Genomic DNA, 16471 nt, shown 5'->3' on the forward strand with positions numbered 1-16471 from the left:
AACTAGCACCCCGTCAGAAGCGCTCTCTCAATACAACTTTTCGTAACAGCGCACTGGCAAATGGGCGCATTGAGCAATACCCTGCCCGTACCGCCCCAACGTTACGAGCTGAAACATGTCAGGGATTGCCATATTTGAAAGCCCACGTTGGCTACGAGATCTTCTCCGCTTCTTGCCGCTGAAGAGCCAATTCGTCCTGTCCGGCAACATCCGCGACCTGCAGGCCAGTGAAGTGACGCCCGGCACGGTGACCGCGCAGAGCTTCAACCAAACCCTCTGTAATGCCCTACTCGATGCTGGCTACACCCAGGTCATCGCCTGGGATCCCGTGTCGGGTTTCCGGGTAGTCGACAAACCCGGTTCCGCCCCTGAAGCCGGCAAGACGTTGCTTCAGGAACTTGGCCTGACTCCGGTAAATGGCGTAGCACCCGCAGGTATCGATCTGCTGGGCGCCACCCTGCCACGACTGGTGGGTCGTGCTGGCGAACCTATCGCGCTGATCATCGACTTCGCCTCGCGCCTGGTGGTTCGCAACGACTCCCTCAGCGCGGCTGAACACCAGCTCTTCACCCAGGCCCTTGTGCAATCCCATCAGGCTCGCAGCCGTCCGGCCACGGAGCTGCGCAAACCGTTCTTCAATACCCTGCTATGGCTGGTGGAAAAAGAAGGCGATTTGCCCGACTGGTTGCTGGTCGACAACCCACGCCTGCGCCACATCCCCGTGTCCAAACCTGATCAATTGTCCCGCCGTGCATTGGCACCGGCGTTGCTCAAAGGGCTCAGTGGCAGCCAGGGCGCCAGCGAAGTGGTCATGCATCAGGCTGTAGAAGCCTTCGTCCAGAACACCGAGGGATTGCTGCTGCTCGATCTCAGCGCCATTGCGCAACTGGCGCGGGTCGAGGGTGTAGCCATGGAACAGATTGCCGATGCGGTGCGCCGCTACAAGATCGGTGTCACCGAGGACCCGTGGCTGAAGATCGACCGTCAGCGTATCCGGCATGCGGACGCGGTCGTCCATCAGCGTGTCAAAGGCCAGGAGCATGCGGTGACGCACATGCTCGACATCGTCAAGCGTGCGATGACAGGCGTCGGCGCCAGTCGCAAGGGCAACCGTCCACGGGGCGTAGCCTTTCTCGCGGGACCGACCGGCGTAGGCAAGACCGAACTCGCCAAAACGATTACCAGCCTGCTGTTCGGCGACGAAAGTGCATATATCCGCTTCGACATGTCGGAGTTCAGCGCCGAGCATGCCGATCAACGCCTTATCGGCGCACCGCCCGGCTACGTCGGCTATGACGTCGGCGGTGAGCTGACCAATGCTATCCGCGAGAAACCGTTCAGCGTGGTGTTATTCGATGAAATCGAAAAAGCCCACCCACGGATTCTCGACAAGTTCCTGCAGATCCTCGACGACGGGGTGCTGACTTCAGGCCGCGGTGATCGGGTGTACTTTTCGGAGGCCCTGATCGTGTTCACTTCCAACCTGGGAATCTATCGCCAGGGCGACAATGGCGAACGCGTTGCCAACGTCCTGCCTGGCGAAGCCTTCGAGCAAGTCCAGGAGAAGGTGCACAGCGAGATCGACCGGTATTTCAAGCTCGTGCTCAATCGTCCAGAAATCCTCAATCGAATCGGCGAAAACATCATCGTCTTCGACTTCATTCGCGAAGGCGTTGCAGTGCAGATCTTCGAACAAATGGTCAACGCCACCTTCGACGACCTGCAGGGACAGAACCTGTTTATCGAATTGGCCCCCCAGGCACGCCAGACACTGCACAGCCTCTGTCTGCAGGACCTGTCCAACGGTGGCCGGGGCATCCGCAACCAGTTAGAGGCACGCCTGCTCAATCCCCTATCGCGGGCACTGTTCGATCAGGACGCGCAACCGGGCGAGCACTTCACGATCACCGAGTTGGACATCACTGGACTGAAGATGGAACGTCGCTGAACATGGACCTTAGCCTGTCGCGCATGCATTTTCCGGTCACTACCCTCGGCCCGGGGCGGCGTATTGGTATCTGGTTCCAGGGCTGCAGCATCCGCTGTCCAGGATGCATCTCTGCCGATACCTGGGGGCCAGGGCACAGACGCTTGTCGCTGGAGCAACTGCTTGAACAGATAACCCCCTGGCTGCACGAGGCCGAAGGAATCACCATTTCCGGAGGGGAACCGTTTGACCAGTTCGACGCCCTGCGATCACTGCTCGAAGGCCTGCGTCGGCTCAGCGAGCTCGACATCCTGGTCTACAGTGGCTACTCCCTGGAGCAACTCAATGAGTCGTTGCTCCAGACCAAGGGCTTGATAGATACCTTGATCAGCGACCCTTATATCGAAGCACTCAGCCAGACCATGGCCTTGCGCGGCAGTGACAATCAACGCCTGAGCCTGCTCACGCCACTGGGCCGGGCACGCCTGGGTCATTACGAACGCCCGCTCGAACCCGCCGACAAGGCGCTCGACCTGATGTTTGACGAAAGTGGCAGCGTCTGGATGGCCGGCATCCCACGACGTGACGATCTATTGCGCTTACGCGATCTGCTGCATGAACAAGGCCATCATTTACAGATCAGCGCACACGCGTCGCGACGCCGCTGAGTGGAGCACACCCCATGATACGTTTCTGCCCTAACTGCAAAACCGAGCGCGCCCTCCAGGAAATGTTCTGCGAAGGGCTCATTCAGGAACAACCCTGCGGCTGGGACCTCGCTGGCGAACCCATTCGTGCCGCCGGCTGGCGGCCGCAAGCCGTCTTCACTGAGGAAACCCTCCCGCCAGTCAGTCCGGCTCAGGGGAATGTCCCTGACCTGCTCTGCGAAAATAGTCACCCGATGGTCGATGGCGACCTGATGTGCCTTGAATGTGGCAGCTCACTTGCGCAAGTAACGTCCTACGACGCCCAGCCAGACAGCAGCGAACCAGAGGGCATCGCCCAGACCCTGATCGATGGTTGGCGGCTGATTCGTCAGATCAGCAGTACCGACGGCGTGCGAGAACGATACCTCGCCAAGCACGAGGAAACCGCGCAACAAGCGGTCCTGACCCTGTATCGACCTGGCGCCGAACCGGACCCGGCGATCTATGATGTGATCCGCCGACTGCCACGCGAGCACGTCCCCGAAATCATTGCCACCGGCCGCTGGGATGACCGTGCCTATGAGGTCATTGAAGAACTCACCGGCGGGAGCCTGGCAGAACTTGGCAGCGTGATCCGCGACAGCGACAGCGTGCACCATGTGGTCAACGAACTGGGCCTGGCGCTGCACGCTTTCAACGAGGCTGGCCTGCGCCATCGTGACCTGCGCCCAGCCAGCCTGCTGGTACGTTCCCGCGAACCGCTGGACCTGGTCATCAGCGGCTTCGGCTCGGCACGCCTGTCCGAGTTCGACCTGGACATCGTATCGCCACTGGAAACCAGCCGCTACATGGCGCCCGAAGCCATCGCAGGCGGCGTTGCGGCTGCCTCGGACTGGTGGAGCCTGGGCATGATCCTGCTTGAGCAACTGACCCAGGGCGCCTGCTTCGACGGCATCAATGCCAATGCATTTCTTATTCACGTGCTGGCCAACGGAGTACCGATCCCCGACGACCTCGACCCGCGCCTGCACCTGCTGCTGCGAGGTCTGTTGGCGCGCGACCGTCATCAACGCTGGCAATGGCCACAGGTCGAAGGCTGGCTCAACGGTATTACGGTCGAGGCTCCGGCCTCTTCCGTCCAGCAAACGGACGAAGGTGAAGGTGCGACCCTGCTGCTGGGCGAGCGCCGCTTCCACAAGCCCGGCGTATTCGCCCTGGCGGCAGCCCAGGCGGATAACTGGCAACAGGCTCTGGACCATTTGCTGCGCGGTGTGATCGTGACCTGGGCCGAGCAGGTCAGTCTCGCCCCCTCTCTAGTCGCCGGCTTGCGTCAGGTCGTTCAGCACGAAGGGATTGAGGACGATTTCCGTCTAATGCTGGCGCTGAGAATCCTCAATCCGGAAATCCCGTTGATTCATCGTGGCGACATCGTCACACCAGGATGGCTACTGGAGCACCCACTGGAAGGCTATCGTCTGATCAGCGGGTCGGTCCCGGACCTGCTTGAGCAATTGCAGACCGACAACTGGCTGTCGCGTCTCAAATCCCGCGCCGAAAACGTACGTCAGCGTGCCCTGCACCAACACATCGAGTTGGTCGAAGAGCAACTGCGGATATTCCTGCTATCGACCTCGCGAGCCAAGCTGTCCACGCAATGGCAAGAGCGCCAACGCCTGTTTCCAGACACCGACCATCCGGGACTGAGCTCTCTGTCGGAGCGCCGGGTGATCGCCGAAGAAGACCTGATCGTGCTGCTCAGCGCGGCGATCAGTCAGTTCCGTTCGGGTGCCTCAATCGTAGAGGCCGCCGCCGAGCTGGCCAGGGCTGCCGATGTCGGTTGGTTCGACTCCGAAGCGGCAACCCAACTGCTGTTGCATTCGCGACTTGAGCTGTACCGCAGTGTCGATGAACGCATCCAAGGCTTTGCCCGGTGTGGCGTGCCGGCAGTGGACGAGTGGGCCGAGCAGTTCCGCCTGGAGCGACGTATGCCGTTGGCCCAGGCACTGGTGTTGCTGGCCATCCCGTCCAGTCATTGGCTGGAACCACAGAAACAGCAGTACGTCTCACAGATCCTCGACTTCTTCGAGAAGAAGGTGGTGACCGCAGTGATGCGCGGGCCACTGGTGCGTATGAACATCGGCAAGACCACCGCACGGGTCGACATCAGTGAACTGAACAGCGAGCGCAGTCCGGCCGCGGCTTTGCTCGATCACCTGCTGCAACGTAATGCCCGGGCAGTGAGCCTCGACCCAGAGAGTTTTCAGCTCAACGGCCAGCTGGAATCGCGCCTGCATGCCCTGTACCGGCAAAGCGCGCTGTACAAACGCGACACCGGCATCGACGGCCTGTACCTGGGCTTCCCTTTCCTGCTCAATCGCGACCCTCGCGGCACCACGCGCACACGGATTATCCCGCTGCTGCTATGGCCAGTGAAGCTGCTGCTGGAACTGGGTTCTCGTGGTCACGCCGCCTTGGCGTTTGACAGTGAGCGCGAGGAAGTGCGGCTCAACCCCGCGTTGGAAAGCGTGCTCGGCGCCGAAACCTGCAAACGTTGGCGCAAGACCGTCGATGAACTGCTGGGCCGCTCGTCAATTCGTGCGACGGATGTGATGGACGCCTTCGGCATGCTCGCCACCATTCGCTCACGCGCCCTTGGCAACCTGCCCGCCAGCAGCGTGGAGATTGCGCCCTACCAAGACGAGCTGGACTGCGCGGCGGTGCTGTTTCACGTGACCTTCATGGGACAAGCCATCGGGGAGGACCTGCGCCAACTGAAAACCCTGTCGCCCGCCGGTACCGGCCTGGAAACGGCGTTGCGCCTCAAGACCGCTGATGAAACCACGCACGAGACACCTCCAGGCGAGCTGCAACGCTATTTCACCGTGGCCAGCGACCCCTCCCAGGAAGCGGCCGTGATCCAGGCCCGACAAAGCCCGGGACTGCTGGTCGAGGGGCCGCCTGGAACCGGCAAGAGCCAGACCATCGTCAACATGGTCGCCGACGCCATCGGCCGCCAGCGCAGCTTGCTTATCGTCTGCCAGAAGCATGCGGCGCTCGAGGTGGTGTACAAACGCCTGGTCGCCGAGGGCCTTGGCCAACGCATCGTCATGCTCAATGACGTGAACCGAGACCGCGAGCCCGTCATCCGCGGTATTCGCGAACAACTGGAAAGCCTGTTCACGAACGGCAGCCAGGCTCAGGGCTGGCAGCGCCAGCGCGAGCAGGTCGCGGCCCGCATCGAGGCCCTGGAGGGCGAGCTCGACCGCTTCCACCAGAGCCTGCATCGCCTGGATGAGAATACCGGCCTCAGCTATCGCAGGCTGCTCGGCGAGTTGATTGAATTGGAATCCGGCCCGGCCCCGCTCGAGTTTCCGGCCCTGCGCCAACGCCTGGCCTCCTTGGACCTCGCCAGCCTGACCCGCTTGGAAGAAAGCTGCGCCCCTCTGATTCGCCTGTGGTTACCCGCACGCTACGAAGGTAGCCCATTGGCCCAGTTGCAGTCGTTCGCCGCCGACCGGGCGACTTTGCAGGCTTTCACCGACAATCTGCACAGTTTCACCCAAGCCGAACACAACCGTCAGGCCACGCTGCAAGCACACCCTGCCAGCTTCGAAATCGACGACCCGGCGCCGTACCGTAACTGGATAGCGGCCCATGTCGCTGCCCTGCTCGACCTGAAGCAAGAGCAACGTCTGCGCCTTGCGCGCTGGCTACCGCTTTTCCGCAGCCGCGAAGCGGACCAACCTCCACGGGGAGAGTCGATTCTCGGTGAACTACAGCAACTGGATCAGCAACTCGGCCAACTGGATCAGGACCACTACGCCCCCGCCTTGTCACCGGCCCTCTGCCTGCTCGAAAACAAGGCCCTCAGGCATCTGGATCAAGACTGCACCAAGGTCATGGCAGCCCGGTCCTGGTTGGCGAACATCAACCCGATGAATCTGTTGCGGCGCAACCGACTGCGCAATTTCCTTCAGGGCCAGGGAGAAAGCCGTGTTATTGAAGCACTACCAACCCTACAGGCAGCCATCCGCCTTGAAAGCCAGTGGCGACCATTGCGCGCCGAGTTGAGTACGCTGCACCAGGCGTTGGAACTGGAAGCTGTGAGTCAGCAAGCCTGCCTGGAATTGATCAGCTTCGTGAAGAGCGACATCCGCCACCTGCTGGAAATCCAGGCTCTGGCCATGGCGCTGGCGCAATCGCCTCGCGCTCGGCAGGCCGACGAGGCCGCCCTCGCCGGCGACAAACACCATCTCGAGGCGCTGCTCAGCGATCTCGATGCTTCGCTGATGCGCCATGGCGTTCGCCAATCCAGCCTCGAGCAACTCAAGATACTCGGCGACTGGCTGGGCGAAGAACTGGTGCAGCAACTGCAGCACGCCATCGAGCACAATCTGAGCAATCAACTGTCTCTTGATCGGCTGCATGAAGCGCTGCCCTTCCTGGCCGCCTACCAGGCATTCCGCGGGCGCGCCGCTCAGTTGACAGCAGCCGACCTGGAGCTGCTCGCATTGCTGCGCCAACGCCAGGAACAGTTGGACAACATTGCGCCCGAGCAACTTGAAGCCGAAGTGCGGCGCCTGCTCAACCGCGAAGCCCGACTGGGCTGGAAACACCGCGTAGAGCAAACCAATCCCGAACTGCTGCTCAGCCAGGACGAAGCCCGCGCCAAAGTCGGCAGCCTCGCGCAAGCCGACGCACAGATGCGGCTGCTCAATCGTGAGCTGCTGGCCAAAGGCATCAACCTCGATAACCTGGGCAATCGCAAACAATGGGAGGATGTTACCCGCCTGACTGGCAAGCGCTCGCGGCGCCTGCGTGAATTCATCGAACTGGGTAGTAACCTCGGTTTGATGAGCCTGCGTCCGGTGTGGCTGATGAACCCGGACGTCGCCAGTCGTGTACTGCCGCTCAAGGCAGGCCTGTTCGATACTGTCATCTATGACGAAGCCTCGCAGATGCCGGTTGAGTTCGCCCTGCCGACCCTGTTCCGCGGTCAGGTCACTGTTGTCAGCGGCGATGAAAAGCAAATGCCGCCGACGGCATTCTTTTCCAGTCGCATCGAAAGCGACGAAGCCGAAGTGTTTGACGGCGACGAACCTGACGACGACGCGGATGAGGAACAGCGCGAAGCGTTCGAAGACACTTGGAACCGTCGTGAGATCAAGGATTGTCCCGACCTGCTGCAGCTGGCGCGCAACGCCCTGCCCAGCACCACATTGCAGATCCACTACCGTTCGGCCTACCGTGAACTGATCGGCTTTTCCAACGCTTCGTTCTATGGCAATCGCCTGAACGTTCCGGTCCGTCACCCGCAGGCGAACATCCAACGCATTAAGCCGCTGGAGCTGATCCAGGTCGGCGGGCTGTATCAGAACCAGAGTAACGCCCAAGAAGCCGAACGGGTCGTCGAGTACCTGAGCGAATTGTGGCAGAAGCCCTACGACCAGCGCCCTTCGGTGGGTGTCGTCACCTTCAACCGCAAGCAGGCTGACCTCATTGAGGAGCACTTGGAGCAGCGTGCAGAGCAGGATGAACTGTTCCGCGCCGCCTACGCCCAGGAGCGCGAGCGCAGCGAAGACGGCGAGGATATGTCGGTGTTCGTCAAGAACGTGGAGAACGTGCAGGGGGATGAACGCGACATCATCGTCTTCTCCTCCACCTTTGGGCGCAACAGCCAAGGCACATTCCGCCGTAGCTTCGGCGTACTCGGGCAGACGGGGGGCGAACGACGCCTGAACGTGGCGGTGACCCGCGCGCGTCGCAAGGTGGTGATGATCACGTCGATGCCAATCGCCGATATCTCGGACATGCTAAACACGCACCGCGCGCCCAACAGCCCGAGAGACTATCTGCAAGGCTATCTGGAATATGCTCGCGCGCTCTCCTCGGGCGAGTTCAGCAACAGCACCAAGTTGCTGGAGCGCCTGCAGACCGACCGCAGCAGCAGCCAGCGTCGTGAGCAAGGTCAGCAAAGTGATGGTTTTGTCAGACTGGTCGGTGAATTCATTCATTCCCTGGGATGGCAGGCGGCTCCCGCCAGTGAAGGCGACGCTTTCGGGCTCGATTTCGCCATCGAGAATCCAAGCACGGGCCTGTACGCAATAGGCATCGAGTGCGATGCGCCTTGCCATAATCTGTTGGAACGTGCCCGCGCCCGGGAAATTTGGCGCCCGTCCGTGCTGCATCGCGCCATCCCGCACATCCATCGTGTGTCGTCGCAAGCCTGGTATCACAGCGGCGACAGCGAACGCTCACGACTGCGTGAAGCAATCGAATACGCCATGCAAGCCGAGCAACCGCCGCAACCCAGCCCTACTTCAGTTGATACGGAAATCTGCCAATGAGTGGTCCCAAGGTCGTTCGCATTGTTACCCGCGAAGAAATCATCGCCATTTGTGAGGGCCACATGCAACGCCTGGAACGCGCCGTGGACCGCTGGCAGACACAGGCCACAAGGCTGGGCGAACTTAGTGAACAGGAGCGCTCCGCCTTCCTGGAGCGACACACTCGCCTTCGCACTCTGCTGGCAGAAGACCGATTGGCGGAACTGCAGAAGGCCGTACCAGTGGAAATCGAGCACCTGCGCCGTGACCTGGAGGACCGCGAAGAACGCGCGATAATTCGTGCCGCCGAGCGACGCCAACGCGACCGACGCGTCCAGGAAAACGCAAAAACCCTGCTTGACGCCTTGCAAGCCAACCCCGAAAACGTCGATAAGGCCTTGCTGGAGTCTCTCTTACGACTGGCCAGCGGTGCCAGTCGGGAAGATGCCGAACGTCTGCTAGCCGAGGGTTTCGCCCACTTGAGCAAGGCAAGCGAGGAGCCAGCTCTGAGCGATACCCAACGCGCCCTGGCGCAGCAACTCAAGGTCGACGAACCCGAGGTTTCCCTGCGCGAATGGATTGCGGCCCGGGAACCGGATGCAACGCGCGACGCACGGCTGCTACGCATTGACCGCCACATCGTGGAGCTGCAACTTTTGCAAGGCGCTGAATGTGCCGCGCCGTTCCTCTTGGCACTGGAAAAAGCTGAAACGCAAACCGATGCTAAGCGACGCAACCTGCTGCTTGACAGCCTAGTACTCGACCTCGCCGCGTCCACCCGAAACTTCCGACGCCAACGCGAGTGTCTCGAACAACTGCAGGATCTGGCCAGCGAAGTCAAAACCTACACAGGCATCGAACACGCGACCCTGCTCGATCATATTGGCGCTTTTACAACCGACACCGAGCTTTCGATAACCACCGGATTGATCGAGCAGTGTAAAGCGCTTATCGCTTCCCACTTACAGGACCAGGCCGCCCTCGCCCGCCGCGAAGCCGTGCTCAGCGGCTTGGCCAGCCTCGGCTACGAAGTGCGCGAAGGCATGGCGACTGCCTGGGCAGAAACCGGCAAGGTCGTACTGCGCAAAGCCGCTACCCCCGGTTATGGAGTGGAAGTGGGTGGAAAAGCCGACAATGGCCGCCTGCAGGTTCGCGCCATAGCCCTCAGCAGTGATCGCGACAAGGCGCGGGATCGCGACATTGAAACCATCTGGTGCGGCGAATTCCAGCGGCTGCAGGTCTTATTGAAAGACAAGGGCAGCGAGTTACTCATCGAGCGCGCGCTTTCGGTAGGTGAAGTCCCACTTAAAGAAACGAATATTTCCGAGTCGGGCGTAGAAACAATCGCTGGTCAGCAAAAGACACTGCATAAATGAACCGCTCACTCCATCCCACCGCAAGCTGTTGCCTGCATGTGCTGCCGCCTGGAACTCAGAGCGGCGACGAGCTTGCATTGGGTCTTGTAGCCACCACCTCAAGGCCCAATCGCATCAGGTATAGAAGGCCAACTGGTCTAGCGTCAGGATCACCTGAAGCGCCTTGACCATCGTGTAGCTCGCGCTGCCAGCATCTCCGTGCCCTACGAGATGCCTGGAAACAGCACCTTCTGTGAGATTTTCAGGATCGTAGCTGGCGAACATGTAATTCAGAAGATAACGGTTGAATTCAGCGGTTAGGAACAAGGTGCCTGGGCCACCGGTACGCTTTTCCGCGCTCTCGATGGCGAATGCCAGCAGCGTCTTGGTCTTCCCTGCCCTTCCAGTATGTGCACGGTAAGCGACATTCAAGATCCCTTCAATTTCGGTGACTAGGATCTTGATGGCGGTGATGGGCCTGCCCAGAGCGAACGCCTCTACACCTTCTCGGAGCAGCGCCTCTTTAGCGGCGAAGTGGGGCTTCGCAAACCAACGAGACAGCATGTGGTCAAGGCGTTTCAGGTCAAAGCTGGCGACAATCTCAGTCTCAAGGTCAGTGAGGTCGAGACCGCCCTCGTGAAGTCCCAGAATCCCGCTGAATTCCTTATGCAGGATTTCCACAAAAGGAAACCAGCCTTGGGCAATCAACCGATCCAGGCTTTCACTATTAGCGACGATCTCATACAAGTGTCTGTACTTGAGCTGCCTGTACAGCCTGCCCAACTCGCGTTCGAAGGCATCCATGTCCAACTGACCTGACGGGTTCATGTCGAACGCCAAGGCGAATCCCCAAGCCTCGCGCATCAAACAAAGCACCTTGTCCTGCTTACCGAACTCTACGCAGGGAAACTGCATCGCCATCATGTCACCGATGTCGCTTAGGAAAACAGCTGTCCCGGCCTCAACGTTGCGCGTGACAATGCACTTCATGGACATGGCTGCTGTATCCAACCAAAGATCAGCAGTCTTGTCGGGCCGGATCACCAGCAAGACAATTTTGTAACTGCTGACGTCGATGGCCATCTGCACACGCTCGGACCATGCTCGGATCATGCTACCGACCGACTCGGCCAAACGGTGGAAACCTGGCTCGTCTGAGGTGATTCCCCAGCACGTGATGACTTTGACGTCCTCCCCTTTCATCGCAGCGGAAGCACTGAACCCGATGATATCCTCAACCTGCTCGAACCTGATTGGGTCGCCAATGTTACCTGCAATCGTCCCGGGCAACGGATGAGGACTTCCGGCCTCGTCGTCTTGCATGCCTGACGTCATCGCAGGCTCTCGCTCATTTGATTCATCGTTCAAATGCACCTTGGTCATCATGTCCCCCAGAGAAGTTATTACTGAGCCCCAATTCCGAATAATTCGTGATTCGCGGCCTCAGGGCCGATACTCACGCCCGCTCCTCTTCAATCGACGAACCAGCGTCATCGCTGACAGATGGGAAGATCCTCGCCATGAGCCGGACGCTTCAGTGCAAGCCATTCCTGCATCCAGAGTCGAACTCTCGCATCATCAACTTAAACTCTGCATCATTCAGTTGCATGGGAACATCAGAGCGATTGATTGGGCCTCACTAAGCACTCATGGATAGGAAAAATCAGCCTCAACCCTATTCCTGGAACACCGGCTTTCACCAACAGGGATATCCGGCAGAAGTGGCATCGCTCAACACTGGCGTGCCCTGGCTGCGAAATACTCAAATGCGTAAAGCTCGGCGGAGGGGCAGGTCTAAAGACCTCGCCCCCTCCACAGTCCGATCAAAAGATCGAACTATCGGCCACTCAAGATCATGGGAATAGTCGTGTTTTACTCGCTTACTAACCAATAAGCCTTGGCCGTCCCTCCCCCTCTCGCGTAGTCGATACAGAACGACATCAGATCACTTAGACGCTGATCAACCATTGTCCTGCGGATCCCTGGCTGGACTCCAACCACGCAAAAACTTAGCTTTGTTGCCAAGGTTGCGTTGAGTAATTCTTCGACATCTCTCAGGGTGCCTATGACGAATGATGAAGGAGCGCAGTGGCGTGCCGGATTCATTCTGTCCGCCATGTGTTGCAGCAATGTGGGTACATCGCAGTAGTAAGCGCACTTCACTAATTGCCCAGCAACCTCATACACGTCCCCTACTCGCCCGCCGTTTGCTGGCCCTCCAGCACCTTTACAGTGGTAGAAGTCGACACTCACTTCGCCCCTCGCATCGCGAGTAATGCAGATATAGTCAGCCGCTTCGCCAGTCCGATGATCATAAAAAATAGCTTGTACATCCGGCAGGCTGAGCAAATGTTGAGCCAGATGCTCCTGGACCGTTACGAGCCCACCCAACTCTTCGCGACGCGCGACGGTCGTCGCAGAATTGTCGTTCGGTAGAAACTCGACGCGAATCTCACATCCCCTCCAATCGATAGACGCTGCGTCACCAGGGGCCAGCCCCTGTGTCTGCAGGAGTGGCGGCGCCATCAAGTTCATGCCCTCGAAGGACGATCTATCAGCGGCATAAAAAACTGGGCTGTACTCTGACAACCATTCGTCAAGTGGCATCCAGTTGTCGTGAGCAGACTCAACCTCAAGAGAGGCTCCAGGAGTAGCACATGTAAACATTCTTGCCACACCGAGATGGAAACACATCTCCACAGCACCATCGAGGTGTGCAACGGAAAAAGCCATGCGTCCCAAGCCAGGCTCGACCTGAAAGCCCAATAGCTCCCATTCAGCCAGCCGGGAGTAACGGTCACGACCTTGGGGCGCAGCACGATATCGAAGCCTGGGGTTAGTTTTGAACCCTTGTCGTGGCCAGTTGGCTGCAATGACTACATCAGGCAGGCGGAGTAACTTGGTAGCAATTCGCACCTGATCCAGCTGTGTTGCGGTGATAGGAGCATCGCCGGAAATCCGCGCATTCAACGTTTGGACCCACTCGACGAAGTCTGGAGTGGAGAGGCGCTGATTACTCCAGATACGCGAGCTGCTGCTCGCTCCCACGGTTTCACGAATGTGTCCGTTATGGCCGCTACCAAAATAGTGCCCCTGTGAAAACGCCCTGCTATCACCGGACGTTACAGCTCGCTCGGCTTGCGGCCCAGTCATCACACGATAAGTCTCACCTTGGGAGTTAAGCGCTTGACTCTTGAAGCCGAGGTTGAAGAAATGCACCGCTTCCAGTCCAGCCCTAGCCCGGCTGGTCTCCTCGTAGCTCAATGGGCGGCAATGGCCAAGACAAACGGCATCCATGATGGAAAGGTAGAGCTTCTCTGTCCTGAGGGTAGAGCCAATAAAGCAAAATTTAGATTCCGGGAAATACATCAGCAAGAATGCATCGTGACGCACATCCATAACCGCATCAGAGAAAATCCATTGTGGTGGCGTTTCGTCAGCCGTCAGTACCAGAGAAATGCTTCCGTCAGCTGTCGCCCACTGCTTCGCAATCCGCAGGCGACGACCGACCGTTGAGTCCAGACGAAGAAAATCTGGAATCTCTTCGCAATGAAAAATCCGGACATGCGCGTAAAGATTGAGGGACAACGGTGAGACCGCATCGTAGTCTGACTCGGCTTGCCTACGAACAGGCAGGCTATCAATGAACTCTTGATCTAGAACGCTAGCTTGAATTTGATCGTGCGCCGCCTCGTCGATCATTTGCGCCAAGTTTACCCCCTCCCTGAGCAGGGAAGCGGTGGCCTCTTGGACCCTGGAAGTCGGCGCAATGAGTGTGGGCGTTCCCGTCGCTTCATCCATACGCGCAAAACGCCCGATAAACTGGATGGTTGGCACCAGTGATTTGTGCGGAGCATGTAGTGCCGCGACCTTGAGTTTAGGGAAGTCATACCCTTCACCAAACATGTCCACGCACACGATGCCATCCAGTTCTCCCGTTCTAAGTTTCGCCTCAATCTGATCCTGCCTTCGCTTCGTCAATCGACTATTGATTGCCTCTACAGCAAGGCCCAACCCTTGATAGAGCGGCACAAGATCCTTGGCCGCTTGAATGTTGGAAGCTCTGACGAATATTCGGTGGTCGTAGCCATTAGCTCTATCCTCGGTGAACTGCTCCACCGCGACCCGTGCTATAGCTCGGTCTACCTCGGTGTCGTTCAGTTCGTCATCAACCGGAACAGCGCGGAACGTCACCGGATCAAATGCGCCTTCATCAATCGCCCGCATGACGGGGTATCGGTAGATAAGCTTGCCTGGAATGACGAGGTGGTCGCTACGAAATGGTGTTGCAGTCAAGAATACAAATTTTGATGCCGTCAGATGTTGGAGGTAGGCGATCCATGAGTTGGCTGGAGCGTGATGTGCCTCATCGAAAATCACCAGATCAAATAGGTCTGCAGGCGGTGGGTGGTCGTAAATGGGTGATGAGCTACTTGGCGTCGAAACCACAACGTCATAGCGCTCAAGTGATCGCCATTCTGCAACTGACCCAACTCTGCCGACGTGCAGAAGGACTTCTGGCAACATGCAATCATCTGGGAGAGCACCAATGCGTCGTAGCGTGGAAAGCTCGGAAAGATGCGAGGAGACCTGCTTCCTCAAAGCGTCAGTTGGCTCTACGATCAGAACGCGTCTGACCTTCAACAAATATGGAAGCGCCATCATCAGTGATGTCTTCCCATATCCCGTAGGCAAGCACACCAATGCAGGATCGTCTTGCACCGAAAAGTGTGCCAATACCGCATGTAAGGCCCCCAACTGGCCAGGCCTGAAACCTCGGTTGGGTTCACGATGCTGCTGGAAGAGATTCAGTGCGCTCGCCTGCTCCCGGAAAAACGCCATACCAATCCCTCCCTGGAAATTAAGATAGTCCTAATCCTAATCGCAGGAAGACTGAAGGCAAAGTGAACTGGTCAAGTAATCTTGGACACTGATTAAGGTTCACGCCGCCAACCTTTCCTTCGAGACCGGCGACCGGTAGTCGTTGTAGCTATGAGGTCTGCTGATGTTGTAGCGCGAGACATAGCGCTGCACGTCTGCTCGGGCCTCATGTTCGAGTTTGTAACCCGTTTCAGGCACCCACTCCGACTTCAAACTGCCAAAGAAACGCTCCATTGGAGCGTTGTCCCAGCACTCGCCTTTACGGCTCATGCTTTGCCTAAATCCATGTTTCAGCAGCAAATTTCTGAATTTATGACTGGTGTACTGACAACCTTGGTCAGAATGAAACAACACATCCTGAGGATGGCCCCGTAGCTCCACTGCCATGCCTAGTGCTTCGCAGGTCAGGTTGGCATCGGAAATCATCGAGAACGACCAGCCTACGATCCTGCGAGCGTACAGATCCAAAATGGCTGCGAAGTACATTCACCGCTTGCCGACCTTGATGTAAGTCACGTCGCCACACCACACCTGATTAACCGCCGTCACGTCAAATTTCCGCTTGAGCATGTGCGGCGCTACCAAGGCCTCCACGCCCGGCGACTTGTACTTATGGCGCCTGCGCTGACGACTAGCGATGCCAGCTTCGCGCATCAAACTGCGAGCCATGTAACGTCCGATACGATGCCCTTTGGTTTGTAGCTCCTTGGACAAAGTACGTGCGCCGGCCGACTCTCTGGACGCCTTGTGGTGCCTGACCAGCGCGGCTTTGAGCTTATCCCGTTCGGGATTTGCTCTGCCTTGGCGCTGGCGCCAGGCGTAGAAGCTACTGCGGTTGACCCAAAACACCCGGCAACACCTTTTAACGCCGTACTGCTCGTCCAGCTCATCGATCAGCGTGAATGATCTTTGGCGTCCAAAAGCAGGAGAGCACTGGCCTTTTTTAGGATTTCGATATCCAGGTCTTTCTCTCTAAGCAGAGCTTTGAGCCTCTGGATTTCTCGTTGATCAGCGGTAATCGCCTTGGCCCCTACCGGAGTCGAGCCCAAGCGTTCTTTTTGCACTTGATCGATCCAGCGGCGTAGGGCTGTGGGGCCGATATCCAGGCTGGCACAGACTTCGGTAACCGGCTGACCTTCATCCAACACCATGCTGGCAGCCTTGAGCTTGAACTCACTCGAATAAGATTTACGCATATCCAAACACCTCAGATTTGGGCGCTATCATAGCGCCCGATTGAAGTGTCCAAAATCATTAGGCCAGTTCAAAGGGCCGCTGCGTAAAGTATGAAGTTGATCAAAGAGGGTGAAGCTGAAGGTTAAATGTGGGGGTATT

9 protein-coding genes are annotated in these 16471 nt (G+C 58.3%); 4 read left to right on the forward strand and 5 right to left on the reverse strand.

Going from position 1 to position 16471, the window contains the following annotated elements; genetic code table 11:
* The first annotated feature begins 115 nt into the window (after positions 1-115).
* From ACVWXD_RS13760 to ACVWXD_RS13775, 4 genes are read left to right on the forward strand one after another with little or no spacing between them, the layout of a single operon-like run.
* Positions 116-1948: an AAA family ATPase gene (locus tag ACVWXD_RS13760; protein ID WP_183701840.1), complete on the forward strand. Its 1833-nt coding sequence runs from the start codon at positions 116-118 to the stop codon at positions 1946-1948.
* 2 nt (positions 1949-1950) lie between these two features.
* The gene (locus ACVWXD_RS13765; RefSeq protein ID WP_457371124.1) at positions 1951-2595 is read left to right on the forward strand and encodes a 4Fe-4S single cluster domain-containing protein; all 645 of its coding nucleotides are present in this window, start codon (positions 1951-1953) and stop codon (positions 2593-2595) included.
* A gap of 14 nt (positions 2596-2609) precedes the next feature.
* Complete coding sequence (locus ACVWXD_RS13770) at positions 2610-8921, forward strand: AAA domain-containing protein (protein WP_183701843.1); 6312 nt, start codon at positions 2610-2612, stop codon at positions 8919-8921.
* Complete coding sequence (locus tag ACVWXD_RS13775) at positions 8918-10276, forward strand: hypothetical protein (RefSeq protein ID WP_457371125.1); 1359 nt, start codon at positions 8918-8920, stop codon at positions 10274-10276. Before ACVWXD_RS13770 ends, ACVWXD_RS13775 begins: the two co-directional genes overlap by 4 nt.
* Before the next feature lie 114 nt (positions 10277-10390).
* Here ACVWXD_RS13775 and ACVWXD_RS13780 read toward each other — a convergent pair whose 3' ends face one another.
* The 5 genes from ACVWXD_RS13780 to ACVWXD_RS13800 all read right to left on the reverse strand — a co-directional run bounded on the left by ACVWXD_RS13780 (position 10391) and on the right by ACVWXD_RS13800 (position 16332).
* Positions 10391-11638, reverse strand: coding sequence for a hypothetical protein (locus tag ACVWXD_RS13780; protein ID WP_221214847.1), 1248 nt, complete (start codon positions 11636-11638; stop codon positions 10391-10393).
* Between the two features lie 489 nt (positions 11639-12127).
* Positions 12128-15097 carry a DEAD/DEAH box helicase family protein gene (locus ACVWXD_RS13785; RefSeq protein WP_183701848.1) on the reverse strand — a complete coding sequence of 990 codons (2970 nt, stop codon included), beginning with the start codon at positions 15095-15097 and terminating at the stop codon, positions 12128-12130.
* A gap of 99 nt (positions 15098-15196) precedes the next feature.
* On the reverse strand, positions 15197-15622 hold the full coding sequence (locus ACVWXD_RS13790) for an IS3 family transposase (protein ID WP_457371126.1): 426 nt from the start codon (positions 15620-15622) through the stop codon (positions 15197-15199).
* A complete protein-coding gene (locus tag ACVWXD_RS13795) occupies positions 15623-15985 on the reverse strand; it encodes an IS3 family transposase (protein ID WP_457371127.1) in 363 nt (120 codons plus the stop codon).
* A gap of 44 nt (positions 15986-16029) precedes the next feature.
* Positions 16030-16332 (reverse strand): transposase, encoded by a 303-nt coding sequence (locus tag ACVWXD_RS13800; RefSeq protein WP_060549947.1) that lies wholly within the window; start codon positions 16330-16332, stop codon positions 16030-16032.
* Positions 16333-16471: the final 139 nt, after the last annotated feature.

This window comes from Pseudomonas sp. TE3911 (assembly GCF_054062775.1).